The 20537-nt window shown below is 74.4% G+C and carries 22 protein-coding genes; 12 read left to right on the top strand and 10 right to left on the bottom strand.

Features of this window, described 5'->3' with window-relative positions; translation table 11 throughout:
* Window positions 1–7: 7 nt before the first annotated feature.
* From ACYVJ4_RS06920 to ACYVJ4_RS06885, 8 genes are all read left to right on the top strand, one after another.
* Window positions 8–421 carry a hypothetical protein gene (locus ACYVJ4_RS06920; protein WP_460459378.1) on the top strand — a complete coding sequence of 138 codons (414 nt, stop codon included), beginning with the start codon at window positions 8–10 and terminating at the stop codon, window positions 419–421.
* Window positions 418–1572, top strand: a complete 1155-nt coding sequence (locus ACYVJ4_RS06915; protein WP_460459377.1) for a C40 family peptidase — start codon at window positions 418–420, stop codon at window positions 1570–1572. The genes ACYVJ4_RS06920 and ACYVJ4_RS06915 overlap by 4 nt, the downstream gene beginning before the upstream one ends.
* 127 nt (window positions 1573–1699) lie before the next feature.
* Complete coding sequence (locus ACYVJ4_RS06910) at window positions 1700–3460, top strand: protein kinase family protein (protein ID WP_460459376.1); 1761 nt, start codon at window positions 1700–1702, stop codon at window positions 3458–3460.
* Window positions 3461–3467: 7 nt separating this feature from the next.
* Complete coding sequence (gene sigM / locus ACYVJ4_RS06905) at window positions 3468–4097, top strand: RNA polymerase sigma factor SigM (protein ID WP_460459375.1); 630 nt, start codon at window positions 3468–3470, stop codon at window positions 4095–4097.
* Entirely contained in the window at window positions 4094–4909 is an 816-nt protein-coding gene (locus tag ACYVJ4_RS06900) for an anti-sigma factor (protein ID WP_460459374.1), read from the top strand. Before sigM ends, ACYVJ4_RS06900 begins: the two co-directional genes overlap by 4 nt.
* 150 nt (window positions 4910–5059) lie before the next feature.
* Entirely contained in the window at window positions 5060–6037 is a 978-nt protein-coding gene (gene trxB, locus ACYVJ4_RS06895; protein ID WP_460459373.1) for a thioredoxin-disulfide reductase, read from the top strand.
* 101 nt (window positions 6038–6138) lie between these two features.
* Window positions 6139–6462, top strand: coding sequence for a thioredoxin (trxA, locus tag ACYVJ4_RS06890; RefSeq protein WP_460459372.1), 324 nt, complete (start codon window positions 6139–6141; stop codon window positions 6460–6462).
* Between the two features lie 156 nt (window positions 6463–6618).
* A complete protein-coding gene (locus tag ACYVJ4_RS06885) occupies window positions 6619–7782 on the top strand; it encodes an N-acetylmuramoyl-L-alanine amidase (RefSeq protein ID WP_460459371.1) in 1164 nt (387 codons plus the stop codon).
* Between the two features lie 51 nt (window positions 7783–7833).
* Here ACYVJ4_RS06885 and ACYVJ4_RS06880 read toward each other — a convergent pair whose 3' ends face one another.
* From ACYVJ4_RS06880 to rpmH, 10 genes are all read right to left on the bottom strand, one after another.
* Window positions 7834–8478: a GNAT family N-acetyltransferase gene (locus ACYVJ4_RS06880; protein WP_460459370.1), complete on the bottom strand. Its 645-nt coding sequence runs from the start codon at window positions 8476–8478 to the stop codon at window positions 7834–7836.
* A 13-nt stretch (window positions 8479–8491) separates the two neighbouring features.
* The gene (locus ACYVJ4_RS06875; protein WP_460459369.1) at window positions 8492–8749 is read right to left on the bottom strand and encodes a hypothetical protein; all 258 of its coding nucleotides are present in this window, start codon (window positions 8747–8749) and stop codon (window positions 8492–8494) included.
* Between the two features lie 80 nt (window positions 8750–8829).
* Entirely contained in the window at window positions 8830–9900 is a 1071-nt protein-coding gene (locus ACYVJ4_RS06870; protein WP_460459368.1) for a ParB/RepB/Spo0J family partition protein, read from the bottom strand.
* Window positions 9897–10832, bottom strand: a complete 936-nt coding sequence (locus tag ACYVJ4_RS06865) for a ParA family protein (RefSeq protein WP_460459387.1) — start codon at window positions 10830–10832, stop codon at window positions 9897–9899. The genes ACYVJ4_RS06870 and ACYVJ4_RS06865 overlap by 4 nt, the downstream gene beginning before the upstream one ends.
* 427 nt (window positions 10833–11259) lie before the next feature.
* Entirely contained in the window at window positions 11260–12000 is a 741-nt protein-coding gene (rsmG, locus tag ACYVJ4_RS06860) for a 16S rRNA (guanine(527)-N(7))-methyltransferase RsmG (protein ID WP_460459367.1), read from the bottom strand.
* 19 nt (window positions 12001–12019) lie between these two features.
* A complete protein-coding gene (locus ACYVJ4_RS06855) occupies window positions 12020–12571 on the bottom strand; it encodes a Jag family protein (RefSeq protein ID WP_460459366.1) in 552 nt (183 codons plus the stop codon).
* A 97-nt stretch (window positions 12572–12668) separates the two neighbouring features.
* Entirely contained in the window at window positions 12669–13739 is a 1071-nt protein-coding gene (gene yidC, locus ACYVJ4_RS06850) for a membrane protein insertase YidC (RefSeq protein ID WP_460459365.1), read from the bottom strand.
* 21 nt (window positions 13740–13760) lie between these two features.
* Window positions 13761–14108 carry a membrane protein insertion efficiency factor YidD gene (yidD, locus tag ACYVJ4_RS06845; protein ID WP_460459364.1) on the bottom strand — a complete coding sequence of 116 codons (348 nt, stop codon included), beginning with the start codon at window positions 14106–14108 and terminating at the stop codon, window positions 13761–13763.
* Window positions 14105–14539 (bottom strand): ribonuclease P protein component, encoded by a 435-nt coding sequence (gene rnpA, locus ACYVJ4_RS06840; RefSeq protein ID WP_460459363.1) that lies wholly within the window; start codon window positions 14537–14539, stop codon window positions 14105–14107. The genes yidD and rnpA overlap by 4 nt, the downstream gene beginning before the upstream one ends.
* A 10-nt stretch (window positions 14540–14549) precedes the next feature.
* Window positions 14550–14687: a 50S ribosomal protein L34 gene (rpmH, locus tag ACYVJ4_RS06835; RefSeq protein ID WP_106850187.1), complete on the bottom strand. Its 138-nt coding sequence runs from the start codon at window positions 14685–14687 to the stop codon at window positions 14550–14552.
* A gap of 406 nt (window positions 14688–15093) precedes the next feature.
* On the opposite strand from rpmH, the gene dnaA reads away from it, so the two are divergent.
* The 4 genes from dnaA to recF all read left to right on the top strand — a co-directional run bounded on the left by dnaA (window position 15094) and on the right by recF (window position 20421).
* Complete coding sequence (gene dnaA, locus ACYVJ4_RS06830; RefSeq protein ID WP_460459362.1) at window positions 15094–16590, top strand: chromosomal replication initiator protein DnaA; 1497 nt, start codon at window positions 15094–15096, stop codon at window positions 16588–16590.
* A 526-nt stretch (window positions 16591–17116) separates the two neighbouring features.
* Window positions 17117–18250, top strand: a complete 1134-nt coding sequence (gene dnaN / locus ACYVJ4_RS06825) for a DNA polymerase III subunit beta (protein ID WP_460459361.1) — start codon at window positions 17117–17119, stop codon at window positions 18248–18250.
* A gap of 9 nt (window positions 18251–18259) precedes the next feature.
* Window positions 18260–19240, top strand: coding sequence for a phosphogluconate dehydrogenase (NAD(+)-dependent, decarboxylating) (gene gnd / locus ACYVJ4_RS06820; RefSeq protein WP_460459360.1), 981 nt, complete (start codon window positions 18260–18262; stop codon window positions 19238–19240).
* A 32-nt stretch (window positions 19241–19272) separates the two neighbouring features.
* Window positions 19273–20421, top strand: coding sequence for a DNA replication/repair protein RecF (gene recF, locus ACYVJ4_RS06815; protein ID WP_460459359.1), 1149 nt, complete (start codon window positions 19273–19275; stop codon window positions 20419–20421).
* Window positions 20422–20537: the final 116 nt, after the last annotated feature.

Raw genomic sequence — 20537 nt, 5'->3', positions numbered from 1 at the left:
GATGGGCATGGCGAGCTGTGACCTGCGCACCCCCACGAGCGACCGGGGTGACATCGTGCTGGGCTGGCTCGTGAAGATCGTGGTCATCCTGGCCGTCTTCGGCGTCGTCGCGTTCGACGCGATCTCGATCGGCACCACCAAGATGTCGGTCGAGGACCAGGGCGACACCGCGGCCCGCGCCGCGAGCGAGACCTGGCAGCGCACGCACGACGCCCGCGCCTCGCTCGCCGACGCGCAGAAGGCCGCCGCCGAGGCGAACCCGCTCAACGTCGTCGTGCCGGAGTCGTTCGCCGTCGACGCCGACGGCACCGCCCACTTCACCATCGAGCGCGAGGCCTCGACGCTGGTCGCCCAGCACATCGGCCCGCTGCGCAAGGTCTGCCTCGTCGACGCCGCGGCGATCGGGCGGAGCACGGCGTGACCTCGCGGCCGCTCGCCCGCGTCGCGGCGCTGGCCGTGGCGGGCGTGCTCGCCGCGGTCGTGCTGCCCGCGGCACCGGCGTCGGCCGACCCGAGCGTCGCCCAGCTGCAGCACCAGGCCGACGCCCTGCGCGCCCGCCTCGACGCCCTGGCCGTCGAGCAGGACCTCGCCGTCGAGCGCTACGACGCCGCCAACGAGGCGCTGCTGCAGGCCACGACCGGCCAGGTCGCCGCCACCACCGACGCCATCGACAGCCAGCGCGCTGCCGCCGCGAGCGCCGACCAGGCCGCCGCCCGGGTGCGCGCCATCTACCAGAGCGGCGGGCCGATCGGCCTCACGGCGACCGTGCTGCAGAGCGCCTCGCTGGACGACGCGCTGGTGCGCTGGCACGCCGTCGACGACGCGGTCGGCGCGATCGTCGTGGACGACGCCGACACCGCCCAGATCCAGGCCGCCTCGGTGCGCCGGCACGAGGCCACGGCAGCCGCCGCCGGTCGCTCGCGCGCCGTCACCGTGGCCCGCCAGCTCGCCGCCGACCAGGCCGCCGCCGCCGTCACCAGCGCCATCTCGCGCCAGCGCGCTCTCGTCGCGAAGGCCGACGACGCCGTGGTCGCGCTCGTCGAGCAGCAGCGCCAGCAGGCCGCGGGCGCCGCGCTCGCCCGCGCCGTGCAGGACGCGCAGGCCCTGGGGCTCGGCGGCATCACCGACGCCGCCGGCCACGGGCTCGAGGGCGCGACCGCCGGCTCGCAGCAGCTGCCTGACGTCCCGGCCCCCAACGCCGTCGCGGCCGCCGCCGTCTCCGCCGCCGCCACCCGCCTCGGCCTGCCCTACGTGTGGGGCGCCACCGGGCCGACGTCCTTCGACTGCTCGGGCCTGATGCTCTGGGCCTACGCGCAGGCCGGCGTCCCGCTGCCGCGCACCTCGCGCGCCCAGTACGCCGCGCTGCCCCACGTCCCGCTCGACCAGCTCGCGCCGGGCGACCTCGTCTTCTACGCGACCGACGTCAGCAACCCGGGCACCATCCACCACGTCGGCATGTACATCGGCAACGGGCTCTCGCTCTACGCGCCGCAGACCGGCTCGAACGTCAAGATCGGCCCGGTTGGCTACGGCCGCATCATCGGTGCCGCCCGCCCCACCCTCGGCCGCTGACCCGGACGTCCGTGGGTCGCACCGCAGGATCGGGACCGGGCCGGGGTCCGAGCCCTACCATGGGACCGCCGCGGCCGAGCCGTCCGCGGGTCGCACGCGCGCCGAGGGGAGGCCGACGCTGAACAGGGTGGGACCGGGGAGCGTCCTCGGCGGGCGCTACGTGCTGCGGCGCCGGCTCGACGGCGCGGACGCGTCGTCGACCTGGCAGGCGCACGACGAGACGTTGGACCGGCTGGTGCACCTGCGCGCCGTCGGGGCCGACCACCCGCACGGCGAGGCGGTGCTGGACGCCGCGCGCCGGGCGGCCGCCGTCGAGGACCCGCGCCTGGTGCGCGTGCTGGACGTCGGCACCGACGACGAGATCACCTTCGTCGTCACCGAGTGGCTGGCCGCCGACTCGCTCGAGACCCAGCTGCGCGGCGGACCCCTCGCGGCCGACAGCGCCCGCACCGTCGTCGGCGAGGCGGCGCTCGCCCTCGAGAACGCCCGCCACCGCGGCCTGCACCACCTGCGCCTGACGCCCAGCACCGTGCGGCTGTTCGACGACGGCACGGTCAAGGTCACCGACCTGGCCACCGCAGCCGCGCTGGACGGCGTCGAGGTCGGCGGCGGGCGGGGCGAGCTCAGCAGCGACGAGGCCACCGACCTCGACACCCGCGACCTGGTGGCGCTCGCGTACGCCACGCTCACCGCGACCTGGCCCCTGCCCGGGGGCAGCGAGCTGCCGGCCGCACCGCTGGTCGCGGGCAAGCCGGTGGCCCCCGCGCAGATCGTCACCGGGGCTCCGGCCGACCTCGACACCCTGTGCGCGCAGACCTTCGCCGGCGCGGGTGCTCCCGACTCGCCCGGCGACCTGGCCCGGCAGATCGCGCCGTGGGGCCGCCAGCGCCAGGTCGAGCGGGCCGACGGCACCTTCCCGCACCTGCTCGCGCCCACGAAGCGGCCCCCGCTGCCCACCGCACCGCCCGCCGTCCCGGAGCAGCACCGCACCGAGCCCGAGCCGAAGCCGGTCGACGCGACCAGCACGCTCGCGCCGGTGGCGGCCACCGGCGTGCTCCCCTCGGTCGAGACCACCCCCGAGAACACCCCCGAGCGACCGGTACCGGCCGAGACCCGCTGGGACGCCGACGACGACGACCGCGACGCCCTGTTCCACGACGTGCGCGGCGGCTACGGCGACGGGTACGACGACGACCCGTACGGCGACGACGTCGTGCCCGGCGGCGGACGCACCGAGCCCGGCCGCGACGACGGCGAGCGCCGCCGCAGCGGCACCGCGCTGGCGCTGGTGGGCGTGTTCGTCGCGGTGTTCCTGGTGCTGGCCTACTGCGGGCTGCGCGGCCTGGGCGACAACGCCTTCGTCCCGTCCGTCGTCGGCGGGGACGACGACTCCTCGTCCACCACCACGGCCACCACCCGGCCGAGCGCGAGCGCCACCTCCCGGACGTCGACCGCGCCGTCGTCAGAGACCCTCGAGATCGCCTCGGCCCGCGGTTTCGACCCGCAGGGCGACGGCAACGAGAAGGACGACCAGGCGAAGCTGGCGCACGACGGCAAGGCCTCGACGGCGTGGGTGTCCGACACCTACAAGTCGCCCGAGTTCGGCGGGCTGAAGAAGGGCGTCGGCCTGCTGCTCGAGCTCGACGGCCAGCAGCGCGTCAGCCAGGTCAAGGTCCGGGTCGGGGCGGGCGGCGGCACGATCGAGCTGCGCACCGCCGACGGCGACTCCCTCGGGCGGGTGCTCGACACCGCCACCGACGCCGCCGGCACGGTGACGCTCAAGCCCTCGTCGCCGGTCGAGGTCGGCTCGGTGGTGCTGTGGTTCACGGTGCCCGCGCAGGTCGACGGCGGATACCGGGCCGAGGTCGCGGAGGTCACCGTCTCGTGAGGCCCGCATGACCACCGGGACGACGACCGCGTCCCGGTACGAGGACACCACCGACGCCGAGCTGCTCGCCGCGCACGTCGAGGGGGACGTCGACGCGTTCGGCGAGCTGGTGCGCCGGCACCGCGACCGGCTGTGGGCCGTCGCGGTACGCACCCTCGGCGACCGCGAGGAGGCGGCCGACGCGCTGCAGGACGCGCTGGTGTCGGCCTACCGCCGCGCCGGCAGCTACCGCGGCGAGGCGGCGGTCACCACCTGGCTGCACCGGGTGGTCGTCAACGCCTGCCTCGACCGCGTGCGGCGCCGGGCGTCCCGACCCACCGTGGCGCTGCCCGAGCAGGAGCCCGCCGACCGGCACGACGACCACGCGAGCACCGAGGTGGCGATCGACGTCCGGGCCGCGCTCGAGCAGATCCCCGAGCACCAGCGCCAGGCGCTCGTGCTCGTCGACATGCACGGCCTGTCGGTCGCCGAGGCCGCGCAGGTGCTGGGCGTGGCCGAGGGCACCGTGAAGTCCCGCTGCGCTCGCGGCCGGGCGGCGCTGCTGCCACTGCTGCAGGTGCGGGCAGGGAACCCCGAGGCCTCCTCCGACGTCCCACCCGTGGCAGCCACCCCCGATCCCGAAGGAGGCCGGCCGTGACCCACCCCGCGCTGGACGCCTTCGGCGACCTCGACGCGGCCGCTGCCGACCCGCACGTCGCGGGCTGCGCGCGCTGCCAGGCCGACCTGGCGGCGCAGCAGGAGGTCCGCGCCCTGCTGGCCGGCCTGCCCGACCCCGGACCCGCCCCGGACGACGTCGTCGAGCGGCTGTCCACCACGCTGCGGCAGCTCGCCGCGGCCGAACCGCTGGGCCGCCCCCTCGACTCCGTGCCGGACGACGACCCCGCCGCCGGCAGCGCGGAGGCCGGCAGCACCGTGGTGCCGATCGGCTCGGCCCCCTCGGCCCGGCGCCGTCGTCCGCTGCTCGCCGTCGCGGCCGCCCTCGTGCTCGTCGCGGGCGGCGGAGCGGCGCTGAGCCAGATCATGCCCGGCAGCGGCGGCGCCGACTCCTCGGCCGCGGGGGGTGCGGCCGCCTCGATCGCCCAGCGCTCGGCCGGCGACGACGCTGAGCAGGGCACTGGCCAGGGCGTCGTCCGCAGCATCGCCTCCGGCACCGACTACACCCGCGCCGGCCTGGCCCGCGAGGTCGACGCCACGCTGGCCCGCAAGACCAGCAGCGGCGTGGCCGGCGTGCAGGGCCCGCTCTCCGACGCCACCGGTGTCGCGAGCTGCGTGGCCGCCCTCGGCGCGGGGGCGGCCCGGCCGCTGCTCGTCGACGTCGCCCGGTTCGAGGGCCAGCCGGCGGCCGTCGTCGTGCTGCCGGCCACCGGCGGCGGGCGCGAGATCTGGGTCGTGTCGACGTCCTGCGCCCCCGGCCAGGACGGCACGAAGTACTTCACGACCGCTCGCTGACCGGCCGCTCGACGCCCCCTGCGCCCCACCCGTCCCGGGGCCCGTGGCGCACCGCCCGACGGGAACATCGCGGCCCTACGATGGCTTGAAAGGTGTGCACTCCCGCACCCCGCCGGGCACCCCGGCAGCCCCGCACTGGAAGGCCTCTTCGTGAGCGACGACGTCCGCGACGTGATCATCATCGGGTCCGGCCCGGCCGGCTACACCGCCGCGGTCTACGCGGCGCGCGCCAACCTGCGCCCGCTGGTCTTCGAGGGCTCGGTCACCTTCGGCGGTGCCCTGATGAACACCACCGAGGTCGAGAACTACCCCGGGTTCAAGGACGGCATCATGGGCCCCGAGCTCATGGAGCAGATGCGCGCGCAGGCCGAGCGCTTCGGCGCCGAGCTCGTGACGGACGACGTCGTCGAGGCCCACCTCGAGGGCGACCTCAAGACCGTCGTCACCGGTCGCGGCACCACCCACCAGGCGCGCACCGTGATCCTCGCCACCGGCTCCGCCTACCGCGAGATCGGCCTCGAGAACGAGAAGCGGCTCTCCGGCCGCGGCGTCTCGTGGTGCGCCACCTGCGACGGCTTCTTCTTCCGCGACAAGGACATCGTGGTCGTCGGCGGTGGTGACTCGGCGATGGAGGAGGCGACCTTCCTGACCAAGTTCGCCCGCTCGGTCACGGTGGTCCACCGCCGCGACGAGCTGCGCGCGTCCAAGGTCATGCAGGACCGCGCCGAGGCCAACGACAAGATCGCCTTCCGCTGGAACACCCAGGTCACCGACGTCCTCGGCGACGACAAGGTCACCGGGCTCGCCGTCCGCGACACCGTCACCGGCGCCGACGACCAGCTCGACGTCACCGGCCTGTTCGTGGCGATCGGCCACGACCCGCGCACCGAGCTGTTCGCCGACCAGGTCGAGCTGACGCCCGAGGGCTTCGTGCAGGTCGACGGCCGCAGCTCGCGCACCTCGCTGCCCGGCGTCTTCGCCTGCGGCGACGTCGTCGACCACGAGTACATGCAGGCGATCACCGCGGCCGGCTCGGGCTGCGTCGCGGCGCTGGACGCCGAGCGCTACCTGGCCGACCTGGCCGACGACCCCGTGCCCGCCCGCGAGGAGGCCGTGGCCGCCGTCTGAGCCCCGGCCCGCCGTCGGTGCCCGGTGCCAGGCTGGCCCGAGCACCCCACCCGCCCCACCCGTCCTACCGGCCCCACCCGCCGCAGATCGAGAGGTTCCCGATGACCGTCCGCGAGACCACCGACGCCACCTTCGACGACGACGTCCTGGCGCACGACAAGCCCGTGCTCGTCGACTTCTGGGCCCCCTGGTGCGGCCCGTGCCGTGCCGTCTCCCCGATCCTGGACGAGATCGCGGGCGAGCACCCCGACAAGATCTCCGTCGTCAAGATCAACACCGACGAGAACCCCGCCGTGGCGGCCCGCTACGGCGTCACCGGCCTGCCGACGATGAACGTCTACGTCAAGGGCGAGCTGGTCAAGTCCATCACCGGCGCGCGCCCCAAGCCGATGATCGTGCGCGAGCTGGCCGACTTCATCGGCTGAGCACGCCACGACCCGCGCACCAGCACCACGGCCCGCTCCCGATCGGGGGCGGGCCGTGGTGCTGCTGGCCGGCCCCGACCCGGCTACCCTTTCCCTGAGCGTGCCGGCGGGGGCCGCACCGCCCGACCCGACGTCTGGAACCGCGAGGGGGTGACGATGACCCATTCCACCGCGCCCGGAGCCGAGCTGCGCCCCGGCGACCACGGCCCGCAGGTGCGCGCCGTCCGCGAGCGGCTCGTCGCCACCGGCGACCTGCCCGCCTCGGCCGCCCGCCACGACACCTTCGACGCGGACGTCGAGCGCGCCGTCCGCGCCTTCCAGCAGCGCCGCGGCATGCTCGTCGACGGCGTGGTGGGCGCGCAGACCTACCGGGCCCTGGACGGCGCGCGCTGGCTGCTCGGCGACCGCATCCTGCTGCACACGCCGGGCCACCTGGTGAGCGGCGACGACGTCGCGGCCCTGCAGCAGCGGCTGCTGGGTCTCGGCTACCCCTGCGGCCGCGTCGACGGCGTCTTCGGCCCGGCCACGGACGAGGCGCTGCGCGACTTCCAGCGCGGCGTCGGGCTGCGCGCCGACGGCCTGGCCGGCCCGCACACGCTACGAGCGCTGCAGCAGCTGGCCCGCGCGGTCACCGGCGGGGCGCCGCACGCGTTGCGCGAGGCCGACCGCGTGCGCTCGGCCGGCCCGAACCTGCGCGGCCGCGTCGTCGTGGTCGACCCGGGGCACTCCAGCGACGACCCCGGGGCCGTCGCGGGCGACCTGCGCGAGGCCGACATCACCCTCGACCTCGCGCGCCGGGTCGAGGGTCGCCTCGCCGCCGTCGGCGTGCAGGTGGTGCTGACCCGTGGCCTGACCGGCAACCCGACCCAGCTCGAGCGGGCCGAGCTGGCCAACTCGCTCGGCGCCGACCTGGTGCTCTCGCTGCACTGCGAGTCGATGGCCCACGCGCCGCAGGCCCACGGCGTCGCGTCGTTCTTCTACGGCGCGGCCGACGGCGGCGGGGCCTGGTCGGCCACCGGCGAGCAGCTCGCCTCGCTCGTGCAGCGCGAGATCGTCGCGCGCACCGACCTGCTCGACTGCCGGGTGCACCCGCGCACGTGGGACGTGCTGCGGCACACCGCGATGCCGGCCGTCCGGCTCGAGGTCGGGCACCTCAGCCACGCCGGGGACGCGGCCCGTCTGGGCGACCCGGCCTTCCGCGACACCGTGGCCGAGGCGATCGTCGTGGCGGTGCAGCGCGTGTACCTGCCCGAGGCGGACGACGCCACCACCGGCACCCTGAACATCGCCGACGTCATGGCGCGGGCCCACCAGAGCTGATCCGCCCAGAACTGTTGTGCTGCAACGGTTCTGGCGTCTGCGAGCGCCTCGTCAGGTGCCGGTGAGCACCGGCGCGCGCACCGAGCCGAGCAACCGCTCGAGCGCCTGCTCGACGTCCTCGCGCCACGAGAGCGTGGTGCGCAGGTCCAGCCGCAGCCGTGGGTGCCGGTGGTGCGGGCGCACGGTCTTGAAGCCCACGCTGCGCAGGAAGTCCGCCGGGAGCACGCAGCCCGGCGGCGCGGCGTACCGGTCGCCGTCCGGCGCCGTGCCGGCCTCGAGGCCGAACGCCTCGATCGCCCGGATCCCGCGCCGGGTGAGGTCCTTGGCCACGCCCTGGACGAGCATCCGGCCCAGCCCGCCGCCGGTGAACTCCGGGCTGATCCGCCCGGTCATCAGCAGCACGGCGTCCCCGCTGACCGGCGCGGTCGGGAAGGCCACCGAGCGCGGCACCAGGTGGGCCGGCGCGTACACCAGGTACCCCGCCGGGACGTCGTCGACGTAGGCCAGGCGGCCTACCGAGCCCCACTCCAGCAGCGCGGCCGACAGCCACGCCTCCTTCTCCAGCTCGGTGCCTCCCGCGCGCTGGGCCTGGTCGGCGGGGACGGGCGCGAGCTCCCAGAAGACGCACGAGCGGCAGCGCGCCGGCAGGTCCTGCAGCGAGTCGAGGGTCAGCGGCTCGAGCCGGCGTCCGCTCACTCGACCCCGGTCGTCATCGCGACCCCGCGGTCGCCGCGTCGGACGTCGCCGGGTCTGCCGCCTCGCCCGCGCCGAGGTCGACCCGCTGCTGCGGCACCAGCCGCACCGGGACCGGGGCCTGGTAGCCGTTCTCGGGCTGCGGGTACCGCCGTGGCAGCACCAGCGCCCCCAGGTAGCCGACCAGGCCGCCGAGGGCCAGACCGGTCACGCCGTAGCGGACCAGCCGACGCACGGGCGTGCTGGCGCCCCGCGGCGCGACGACGTCCTGCATCTGGGTTCCTCCCGGTCAGCCCACGGGCATCGTACGACCGCGGGCCAGCCGCCCGGAAGTCCCTGCCCGGGTGATCGGGCTCAGCCCGGCTGGCGCCCGTCCGGCACGAACGCCGCGTCGCCCGGGGCCAGCAGGGCCACGATCCGGTTGAGGTCCTCGACGCTGGCGAACTCCACGCTGAGGCGGCCCTTGCGGCGCCCCAGCGCGATCTGCACGCGGGTGTCGAAGCGGTCCGACAGCCGGGCGGCGAGGTCGTCGAGCTCGCCGTGCCGCCCGCCGGCGCGCGGCTTCTTGGCCCGCGGCGCGGCGGGGGCGTCGTCGCCGCCGAGCGCGACGATCTCCTCGACCGCGCGTACCGACAGGCCCTCGGCCACGATGCGCTGCGCCAAGCGCTCGATCGCCGAGCCGTCCGGCAGGCCGAGCAGGGCCCGTGCGTGGCCGGCCGACAGCACGCCCGCGGCGACCCGGCGCTGCACCAGCGGGGGCAGCTTCAGCAGGCGCAGCGTGTTCGAGATCTGCGGGCGAGAGCGGCCGATGCGACCGGCCAGCTCCTCGTGCGTGCAGCCGAAGTCCTCGAGCAGCTGGCTGTAGGCGGCCGCCTCCTCCAGCGGGTTGAGCTGGCTGCGGTGCAGGTTCTCCAGCAGCGCGTCGCGCAGCAGGTCGTCCTCGGCGGTCTCGCGCACGATCGCCGGCACCGACTCCAGGCCCGCGGCCTGGCTGGCCCGCCAGCGGCGCTCGCCCATGATGAGCTCGAACCGGTCGGTGCTGCCGTCGAGCGGCCGGAGGACGACGGGCTGCAGCACGCCGATCTCGCGCACCGAGTGCACCAGCTCGGCCATGTCGTCCTCGTCGAAGACGGTGCGCGGCTGGCGCGGGTTCGGGGTGATCGCGCCGACCGGGATCTCGGCGAAGCGGGCGCCGGGCACCGGGAGCAGGCCGTCGGGCGTGGTTTCCCGTGAAACATCCGTCGCGGGGGCCTCGTCCGGCTCGTCCGCCCCAGAGGTGACGTCGGCAGACGCCTCGGCGGAGGCGGTGCTGTCCTTGCCCGGGAAGAACACGTCGACCGGACGCTCGCCCGTCGCGGTGGCCGGCGAGCTGGAGGGGATGAGGGCACCCAGCCCGCGGCCGAGCCCCCGTCGCTTGTCGCTCACGCGTCCGTCCCCTTTCGTCGTCCTCGCTCGGCGACCTCCTTGGCCGCCTCGAGGTAGGTCAGCGCCCCGCTGGAGCCGGGGTCGTACGTCATCACGGTCTGGCCGTGGCTCGGTGCCTCGGAGATCCGCACCGAGCGCGGGATGCTCGTGCGCAGGACGACGTCCGGGAAGTGCTCGCGCACCTGGTCGGCCACCTCGGCCGACAGCCGGGTGCGGGCGTCGTACATCGTCAGCAGGATCGTCGAGACGTGCAGCGCGGGATTGAGGTGCGCCTTGATCAGGTCCACGTTCTTCAGCAGCTGCGAGAGGCCCTCGAGCGCGTAGTACTCGCACTGGATCGGGATGAACACCTCGCGCGCCGCCACGAACGCGTTGACCGTCAGCAGGCCGAGCGAGGGCGGGCAGTCGACGAGCACGTAGTCGATCCGCTCCTCCCCCGCGGCCACCCGCTCGTCGAGGTAGGTGCGCAGGGCCTTCAGCAGGCGCGACTCGCGCGCCACGAGCGAGACCAGCTCGATCTCGGCGCCGGCCAGGTCGATGGTCGCCGGGGCGCACCACAGGTCAGGAACGTCCGGGCACTCCTGCACGACCTCCGACAGCGCCAACCCGTCGACCAGCACGTCGTAGATGCTCGGCACCTCGCTGTGGTGGTCGATGCCGAGCGCGGTCGAGGCGTTGCCCTGCGGATCGATGTCCAGCACCAGCACCCGCAGCCCGGACATGGCGAGGGCGGCGGCCAGGTTCACCGTGGTGGTGGTCTTGCCCACGCCGCCCTTCTGGTTGGCCACCGTCATGATCCGGGTCTCGTCCGGCACCGGCAGGCGCTGGCCGTGCAGCACCAGGCGGCGGCGGGCGTCGTGGGCCACCTCCTGCGCGAGGGGGGTGTCGTCGTCCGGGGTGGGCAGCGCGCTGGCCAGCTCCTCGGCGTCCACGACGGATGGTGCCGGGTCGTCGGCCGGTCCGGCCGACGGACCGGGGAGGTCGGATGCGCTCACAGGGGTCACCGTTTCACGGGAAACATCGGCGGCGGGCACCGGGACGGCCGCGATTGGCGGCGTGTCGTCGCGCGATGTTTCACGGGAAACATCGGGCCACCCGAGCCGCTGCCCGCGGGGCCGGTGACCGTCGTCGGTGCCGACGTCGACGGAAGGGTCGCCGAGGGGCCAGCCCAGGCCGGTGGCCGCGGCGGTGCCGTGGTCGGTCTCGGTGGTCACGCTCGGCCTCCAGGCAGTCGGGGTGGGACGGGACAGTCTCTCGCGCCAGGCCGTCGGGCAGGACGTCGGGTCGTTCGCCGGGTTGCTCGTCGGGTCGTTCGCCGGGTCGCGGTCGACCCCTCGATCATGCGCTCGGCGCGGCGGGTCACGCCGACCGACGCGCCCGGCGCGCCCGGCGTCCGGGGGTCGGCGCCGCAGCCGGTCGGGGCAGGGGGCCGGTGCCGCGGTCGAGCCGGACGACGACGGTCGGCTCCGCCAGCAGCGTGCCCCCGACCTCGACCACCTCGCCGGTCACCCCGGCCTGGTCCAGCCAGCCCGCCAGCCCCGCCAGCTCCTCGCCCGCCGACCGGCCCTTGATGGCCACCAGCGCGCCCCCCGGCTCGAGCAGCGGGAAGCCCCAGGCGGCCAGCTTGTCGAGGGACGCCACGGCACGGGCGGTCACGAACGGCACGCTGACCCGGCCGACGACCTCCTGGGCCCGGCCGCGGTGGATCGCGACGCGCTGGTCGAGCCCGAGGTCGGCCACCACCTGCTCCAGCCAGGTCACCCGGCGCAGCAGCGGCTCGACCAGCACGACGTGCAGGTCAGGACGGCGCACGGCCAGGCACAGCCCGGGCAGGCCCGCCCCCGAGCCGATGTCGGCCACCCGGGCGCCCTGCGGCAGCAGGTCGGACAGCACGGCGCAGTTCAGGACGTGCCGCTCCCACAGGCGTGGCACCTCGCGCGGCCCGATGAGGCCGTGGGCGACGCCGGTCGAGGCGAGGTGCTCGACGTAGCGCTCGGCCAGCGGAAGCTGCTCGGCGAAGACGGCCTCGGCGGCGGAGGGCACCGGCGGCAGCTCGGTGGCTGCCGGCGGTGCCCCACCGTCGTGGTCGTCGTGCGTCACGGGGTCGTGAGGAGGCCGGTCAGGCCGGCAGGACGACGACGTGGCGCTCGGGCTCGACGCCCTCGGACTCGGTCGACAGGCCCTCGGCCGCGACCGCGTCGTGCACGACCTTGCGCTCGAACGGCGTCATGGCCTCCAGGGCGAGCTGCTCGCCGGACGAACGCACCTGGGCGACCGCCTCGTGCGCGCGGGCGACGAGCGCCTCGCGGCGGGCAGCGCGGTGACCCGCGACGTCGAGCATGAGCCGGCTGCGCTCGCCGGTCTGGGCCAGCACCGCGAGGCGGGTCAGCTCCTGCAGCGCCTCCAGCACCTCGCCGTCCCGGCCGACCAGGCGGCGCGGCACCCGGCCCTCGTCCGAGTCCACGATCGCGACCGCGGCCCGGTCGCCGTCGATGTCGACGTCGATGTCGCCGTCCAGGTCCGCCACGTCGAGCAACTTCTCCAGGTAGTCAGCGGCGACGTCGCCCTCGCGCTCGAGGCGGTCGGCGGCGTCGGTTCCACGTGAAACAGGGGCCGGTGCGGCCTCGGTCTCGGTCTCGAGGGTGTCCGTGGTCGGGGTGGTGTCGGTCATGCGGAGCTCCTCCTGGGGACGGTCGGGACGACCGGGCCGCGCGGGGTGCGGCGGTGGGACGGGGTGGTGCAGGTCGGGTCGAGCGGTGCGCACCGGGTCAGGCGCCGGACTTCGGTGCCTTCTTGCCCTGGCCGGTGCGCTGGCCGCCCTTGGGCGTGCCGGTGGTCTGCCCGGCCGGCTTGCTGGGCGGCGGCGTGTCCTGGGGGCCAGACGGGTTGGGTCCGGCGGTGCCTGGACGGCCGCCGCGCTTGCCGCGCGCCTGGCGCTTGGGCTGCTGGCGCTGGCCGGCGACCGGCGCGTCGTCCGGGGGCGTGTCCTGAGGCCCGGCGATCGCGGCGTCCCCGCCCTTGCCGTGCCGCTTCTTGCGCTCGAGCATCGCCTTCTCGGCCGGCGAGCCCGGCGCCGGCATGCGCCGGATCACGTAGAACTGCTGGCCCATCGACCACAGGTTGGTGGTCAGCCAGTAGAGCAGGACGCCGATCGGGAAGTTCACGCCGGAGACCGCGAAGACGAGCGGCAGCACGTACAGCAGCAGCTTCTGCTGCTTGGCGAACGGGTTGTCGAGCGCCGCCGCCGGCATGTTCTTCATCATCAGCTGGCGCTGCGTGGTGAAGGTCGTGGCCGACATCAGGATGATGAGGACGACGGTGATGATCTTGACGTTGGCGTCGGTCGAGCTCATGAAGGTCGACGACAGCGTGGCGCCGAAGATCGTGGAGTTGTCGGCCTGGGTGGCGAGCGCCTTGGTCAGCGGCCCGATCTCCTGCGAGTGGCGCACGTACTGGTTGAGCACCCGGAACAGCGCGAAGAAGATGGGGGCCTGCAGCAGGATCGGCAGGCAGCTCGCCAGCGGGTTGGTGCCCGACTCCTTGTAGAGCGCCATCGTCTCCTGGGTCATCGCCTGGCGGGACTCAGGATCGGTCTTGCCCTTGTACTTCTTCTGGATCGCCTGCATCTGCGGCTGGATCAGCTGCATGCCGCGCGAGGCCTTGATCTGCTTGACGAACAGCGGGATCAGGATGATCCGGATGACGACCACCAGGCCGACGATCGACAGCGCCCAGGTCCAGCCGGACTCCTCGGGCAGGCCCAGGGTCGACAGCAGGCTGTGGAAGTGCACCATGATCCAGGCCACGGCGTACTCGAGCGGGTACAGGATCTTGCCCATGCGGTGACGTCCTCGAAGGGGTCAGGCGGCGGTCGGGTGACCGTCGGCGGTGCGACCGTCCACGGCGTCCGCCGCGGTCGGGTGGTCGGTGGGGGTGGTGGCCTCGCCCTTGGCAGGAACGTGGTCGACGCCGCCCGGGTTCCACGGGTGGCAGCGCAGCAGCCGGCGCGCGGCCAGGTAGGAGCCCTTGAGGGCGCCGTGCCGGCGCAGCGCCGTGACGGCGTAGGCCGAGCACGAGGGGTAGAACCGGCAGCGCGGGGCGATCCACGGCGAGATCACGAGCTGGTAGGTGCGCACGAGCACCAGCAGCACCACGGCCAGCGGCCCCGGCCGCTCAGCCCGGTCGGTGCGTTCGGTGCGCTCGCTCATGCGCCCACCGCCGGGGTGGGCAGCAGGCGGCCGAGGGCACGGTCGAGCGAGGCGGCCAGCTCGGCCGAGGTCGCCTGCGCCGAGGCAGGGTTGGCCCGCACGACGAGCAGGGAGCCGCTCGGCAGCTGGGGCAACCGGGCCGCAACCACGGCCCGCAGCCGGCGCTTGACCCGGGTGCGGACGACGGCGGGTCCCACGGCCTTGGACACGACGAAGCCGACGCGCGCGGGGTGCGGCGTCGGCATCGGTGCTGCCGCCGTCAGCTCGACGGCGGGCGGCGTGGCGGGGTCGCCCATGGGCTGGCTCGCTCCGGTGGCAGGGCCCGGCAGCAGCAGGTGCGCCACCAGGTGGGTGCTGCCCTGGCGCCGGCCCTGGCGCACCGCGCGGGTGAACTCCTCGCGACGGCGCATCCGGTGCGCAGCGGGCAGCACGCCCGCGCCCTCAGGCCGAGAGCGAGGCGCGGCCCTTGCGGCGACGGCCGGCCAGGATGGCGCGGCCCGCACGCGTGCGCATGCGCAGACGGAAGCCGTGCGTCTTGGCGCGACGGCGGTTGTTCGGCTGGAACGTACGCTTGCTCACGAGATCTCCTGAAGTGCGCGGTGCGGCCCCTGGGAAGCGTGGGCGCCGGCCACCATCGGACACCCGCGCGCTCTGGGCGCGGGCATGCGACAGCGGCCGCCACGAGGGGGACCGCACCACGGTACGGCCCGGGCCGTCGGAGGGTCAAACCCGGCGGCCGTCGTCCGGACGACGTCGAACCCACCAGCATGACGGGGTCGAGCGCGAGAGCTCGGGACCGACACGCCGGTTCCGCCCCCGACGCCCCGGGCGGTCGTGTACCGTCGCCGTCTCAGGCTCCGGGGCACCCGTCTCTCCCGCGGCGTCCACAGGCTGTGGATGAACGTGTGGACCACATGCGTACAGTGGGCGGGCCACGCAGGACGACGACCGGTGCAGAGCAGGGAGAGGGGCACGACAGGTGCAGGTGACCGAGCCCGACCTGGCCCGCATCTGGCAGAGCACCGTCGCCGCTCTCGGCGACGCCGGCCTGACCCAGCAGCAGCGCGCGTTCCTGCGCCTGGCCAAGCTCGTCGGCCTGATCGACGCCACCGCGCTCGTCGCCGTCCCGAACGACTACACCAAGGACGTGCTCGAGCAGCGGCTGCGCGCGCAGGTCATCGACGCGCTCGGCGCCCAGCTGCAGCGCGAGGTGCTGCTCGCGGTCACGGTCGACCCCTCGCTGGGCGGCGACCAGCCGGTGCTCGACCTGTCCCTGGCGGTCGACGAGGCGGCAGCGGCGCGCGAGGCGACGCCGTCCGACCCCGACGAGGCCGAGCACGAGCGCACGCACCACGACGGGTCCCGCGGGGTGGCCGTCGACGTCACCGAGCACGAGGTGACCCGGCCGCCGTCCAGCGGGGGCCCGCGCACGCCGGCCGAGGAGGCCCAGGCCGCGCACCTGAACCCCAAGTACGTCTTCGAGAGCTTCGTCATCGGCTCGAGCAACCGCTTCGCGCACGCCGCGGCGGTCGCCGTGGCCGAGGCGCCGGCCAAGGCCTACAACCCGCTGTTCGTCTACGGCGAGTCCGGTCTGGGCAAGACCCACCTGCTGCACGCGATCGGCCACTACGCCCGCAACCTCTACCCGGGCGTGCGCGTGCGGTACGTGAACTCCGAGGAGTTCACCAACGACTTCATCAACTCGATCCGCGACGACAAGGCCCAGGCGTTCCAGCGCCGGCACCGCGACGTCGACATCCTGCTGATCGACGACATCCAGTTCCTGCAGGGCAAGGTGCAGACGCAGGAGGAGTTCTTCCACACCTTCAACACGCTGCACAACGCGAACAAGCAGGTCGTGATCACCTCCGACCTGCCGCCCAAGCAGCTGTCCGGCTTCGAGGAGCGGATGCGCAGCCGGTTCGAGTGGGGGCTGATCACCGACGTCCAGCCGCCCGACCTCGAGACGCGCATCGCGATCCTGCGCAAGAAGGCGATCCTCGAGCGGATGACCGCGCCGGACGACGTGATGGAGTACATCGCGAGCCGGATCTCGACCAACATCCGCGAGCTCGAGGGCGCGCTGATCCGCGTCACCGCCTTCGCCAGCCTCAACCGCCAGGCGGTCGACCTGTCGCTGGCCGAGATCGTGCTCAAGGACCTCATCCCCAGCGACGGCAGCCCCGAGATCACCTCGGCGGTCATCATCGGCCAGACCGCGTCGTACTTCGGGCTGACGATCGACGACCTGCAGGGCTCCTCGCGCTCGCGCGTGCTGGTGAACGCCCGGCAGATCGCGATGTACCTGTGCCGCGAGCTCACCGACCTGTCGCTGCCCAAGATCGGCCAGCAGTTCGGCAACCGCGACCACACCACCGTCATGCACGCCGAGCGCAAGATCCGCCAGCTGATGGCCGAGCGCCGCAGCATCTTCAACCAGGTCACCGAGCTGACCAACCGGATCAAGCAGCAGAGCCGCTGACGCGGTCAGGGCGCCGTTTCGCGCCACCGGTGGGTCATCCCCTCCACACCTTGTGGGTAAGTCTGTGGATCTGTGGACAGGATGTGACGCCGTTCACATACAGGACATCCGGAGGGACCGACCGGGTTCACCAGGGGTTCAGCGTCCCGGGGCGCGCGGTCGGACGTCGTCCACCGCCCGTGGACCCACCCGTGGACGGAGCCGTGGACGACCTCGGGACGACCTGTGGACGACAGTGCACGAGCTGGGTGCGGCGCGTCGTCGTCCACGGGTCCGCACAGCCGACGGGGTGCACGGCCCACAGGTCGTCAACAGGCCTCGGGCCCGCTGACCTGCACGGACGGCGCCGGTCCACAGGATCCACACCACCTAAGACTGTGACGAGATACCTCTACGAGATGAGATCCCCACGAACGACAGGGAGGGCCCGACCTGGGGACGCGGGCCGATTCCTGGCCTTGCGGTACCGCGTGTCGGTCGTGGCGGATAGGGTCGGGCTCCCGTCCGTGCGGTGGAGAGGAATGGCATGAAGTTCCGCGTGGAGCGCGACGTCCTGGCCGAGGCGGTCACCTGGGCGGCGCGCGGCCTGCCCACCCGTCCCCCCGTGCCGGTGCTCGCGGGCGTGATGCTCGAGGCGCACGACGACGGCACCCTGACGCTGTCGGCCTTCGACTACGAGGTCAGCGCCCGCGTCTCGGTCGCGGCCGAGGTCAGCGAGGCCGGCACCGTGCTGGTGTCCGGCCGGCTGCTCGCCGACATCTCGCGCAACCTGCCGGCCCAGCCGGTCGACGTCGTGACGCAGGACTCCAAGGTCTCGGTCACCTGCGGCTCGTCCCGGTTCACGCTGCTGACCATGCCGGTCGAGGACTACCCGACCCTGCCCGACATGCCGCAGTCCACCGGCACCGTGGCGGGCGACGTCTTCACCACCGCCGTCAGCCAGGTCACCACCGCGGCCGGCCGCGACGACACGCTGCCGATCCTGACCGGTGTCCGGGTCGAGATCGAGGGCTCGCGCATCACCATGCTGGCCACCGACCGCTACCGCCTGGCCATGCGCACGCTCGAGTGGCAGCCCGAGGGCACCGACGCGGCCGCTGTGGCGCTCGTGCCGGCCCGCACGCTGGGCGACACCGCCCGCGCGCTCGGCGCCAGCGGCACCGTCGAGCTCGCGCTCGGCCGCACCGGTGGTGGCGACGGCCTGATCGGCTTCGAGGCCGGCCGTCGCCGCACCACCTCGCGGCTGCTCGACGGCGAGTACCCCAAGGTCGCCTCGATCTTCCCGACGACGTCCGACGCGCAGGCGGTCATCGAGACCGCGCCGCTCGTCGAGGCGGTCAAGCGCGTGGCACTCGTCGCCGAGCGCAACACCCCGGTGCGGCTGAAGTTCAGCGCCGGTGCGGTGATCATCGAGGCCGGGCAGGGCGACGACGCCCAGGCGAGCGAGCAGATCGACGCGACGCTCACGGGCGACGACCTCGAGATCGCGTTCAACCCGCAGTACCTGCTCGACGGGCTGGGCGCGCTGCACCACCCGTTCGCGCGGCTGGCGTTCACCCAGCCGACCAAGCCGGCCCTGCTCACGGGCCAGGCCGAGGTCGAGGGCGAGACCGACGACAGCTTCCAGTACGTGCTCATGCCGGTGCGCCTCGCCGGCTGACGCGCAAGAGTGGGGCCCAGCAGTCCCGGGCAGTCCCGGCGACCCGACACCGAGGGAGCGCAGATGAAGATCGGTCTGATCGGTCTGGGCAAGATGGGCGGCAACATGCGCACCCGGCTGCGGGCGGGCGGCGTCGAGGTCGTCGGTTACGACCGCAACCCCGACGTCAGCGACGTCGAGTCGCTCGAGGCCATGGTCGGCCAGCTCGAGGCGCCGCGACTGGTCTGGATCATGGTGCCCGCGGGCGATCCCACCCGGCAGACGGTCGAGCAGCTGGGCGAGCTGCTCGACGCCGGCGACCTGGTGATCGACGGCGGCAACTCCAAGTGGCTGGACGACGCCCAGAACGCCGAGCACCTCGACGGCCTGGGCATCGGCTTCGTCGACTGCGGCGTCTCCGGCGGCATCTGGGGCAAGGACAACGGCTACGGCCTGATGTGCGGCGGCACCGCCGCGAACGTCGAGCGCGCCATGCCGGTCTTCGACGCGCTGCGGCCCGAGGGCCCGCGCGAGGAGGGCTTCGTCCACGCGGGCGAGGTCGGTGCCGGGCACTACACGAAGATGGTGCACAACGGCATCGAGTACGGCCTGATGCAGGCGTACGCCGAGGGCTACGAGCTGCTGCTGAAGAAGGACCTCATCACCGACGTCCCCGGCGCCTTCAAGGCGTGGAGCCGCGGCACCGTCGTGCGGTCGTGGCTGCTCGACCTCATGGTGCGCGCGCTCGAGGACGACCCCGACCTCGACCAGATCCGCGGCTACGTCGACGACACGGGCGAGGGGCGGTGGACCGTGCAGGAGGGCGTCGAGAACGCCGTCCCCATGCCGGTCATCGCGGCGTCGCTGTTCGCCCGCTTCGTCTCGCGCCAGGACGACTCCCCCGCCATGAAGGCGGTCGCCGCGCTGCGCAACCAGTTCGGCGGTCACGCGGTCAAGGCCGTCGAGCAGGGCCCGTCGGCCCCGGGCTCGCCGGCCAAGAGCGACGGCTGACGTCGTCGTCCGCTGACCCCTCCCCCTGACCCGTGCACGTCGCCCACCTGTCGCTGACCGACTTCCGCAGCTACCCGCAGGTCGAGCTCGCGCTCGAGCCGGGCGTCACCGCGCTGGTCGGCCCGAACGGCCAGGGCAAGACCAACCTGGTCGAGGCGGTCGGCTACGTGGCGACCCTCGGCAGCCACCGCGTCGCGCAGGACGCGCCGCTCGTGCGCCTCGGGGCCGAGCGGGCCGTGGTGCGGGCCTCGGTGGTGCGCGACGAGCGGCCGACCCTGGTCGAGCTCGAGATCACCCCCGGCAAGGCCAACCGGGCGCGGGTCAACCGCGGCCCGGTGCCGCGGGCCCGCGAGGTGCTCGGCCTGCTGCGCACGGTGCTGTTCGCGCCCGAGGACCTCGCCCTCGTCAAGGGCGACCCCGGCGAGCGCCGCCGGTTCATGGACGACCTGCTGGTCGCCCGGGCCCCGCGCTACGCCGGCGTCCGGCAGGACTACGAACGCGTCGTCCGCCAGCGCAGCGCGCTGCTGAAGTCGGCCGGCGCGGCGATCCGGCGCGGGCAGGGCGACGTGCGCACCCTCGACGTGTGGGACCAGCACCTGGCCACCGCGGGCGCCGAGGTGCTCGCGGGGCGGCTGCGGCTGCTCGCCGAGCTGGCCGACCCGCTGCGGCACGCCTACGAGCAGGTCAGCCAGGGGCAGGGCGAGGCGGCCTTCAGCTACTCGTCCTCGCTCGGCGACGACCTCGCGGCCGAGGTGGCCGAGGCGCCGGGCCTGGGCCGCGAGCTGCTGCAGGCGCGACTGCTGGAGCAGACCAGCCGGATGCGCAGCACCGAGCTGGAGCGCGGCGTGTGCCTGGTCGGCCCGCACCGCGACGACCTGGTGCTGCGGCTCGGCCCGCTGCCGGCCAAGGGGTACGCCAGCCACGGCGAGTCGTGGTCGTACGCGCTCGCGCTGCGGCTCGCGTCCTATGAGCTGCTGCGCCACGAGCAGGGCGGCGACCCCGTGCTCGTGCTCGACGACGTGTTCGCCGAGCTGGACGTCGGCCGGCGCGAGCGCCTGGCCGAGCTGGTGGCCGACGCCGAGCAGGTGCTGGTCACCGCCGCGGTGGTCGACGACGTCCCCGAGGCGCTGCACGGCGCGCGGGTCGACGTGATGGCGGGCGAGGTCACCCGTGTCCGGTGAGGGCGGCGGCACTCCCGACGGCTCGGACGTCGACCCGGACGCCGGTCCGGACGTCGAGCCGGTCGGCGCCGAGCTCGACCGCGCCTCGGCGGCCGCGCGCGAGGCCCTCGCGGGGT

This window comes from Angustibacter peucedani (assembly GCF_054779595.1).
The sequence above is the reverse complement of the archived record's forward strand: the minus strand, read 5'-3'. Positions and strand labels throughout refer to the sequence as shown.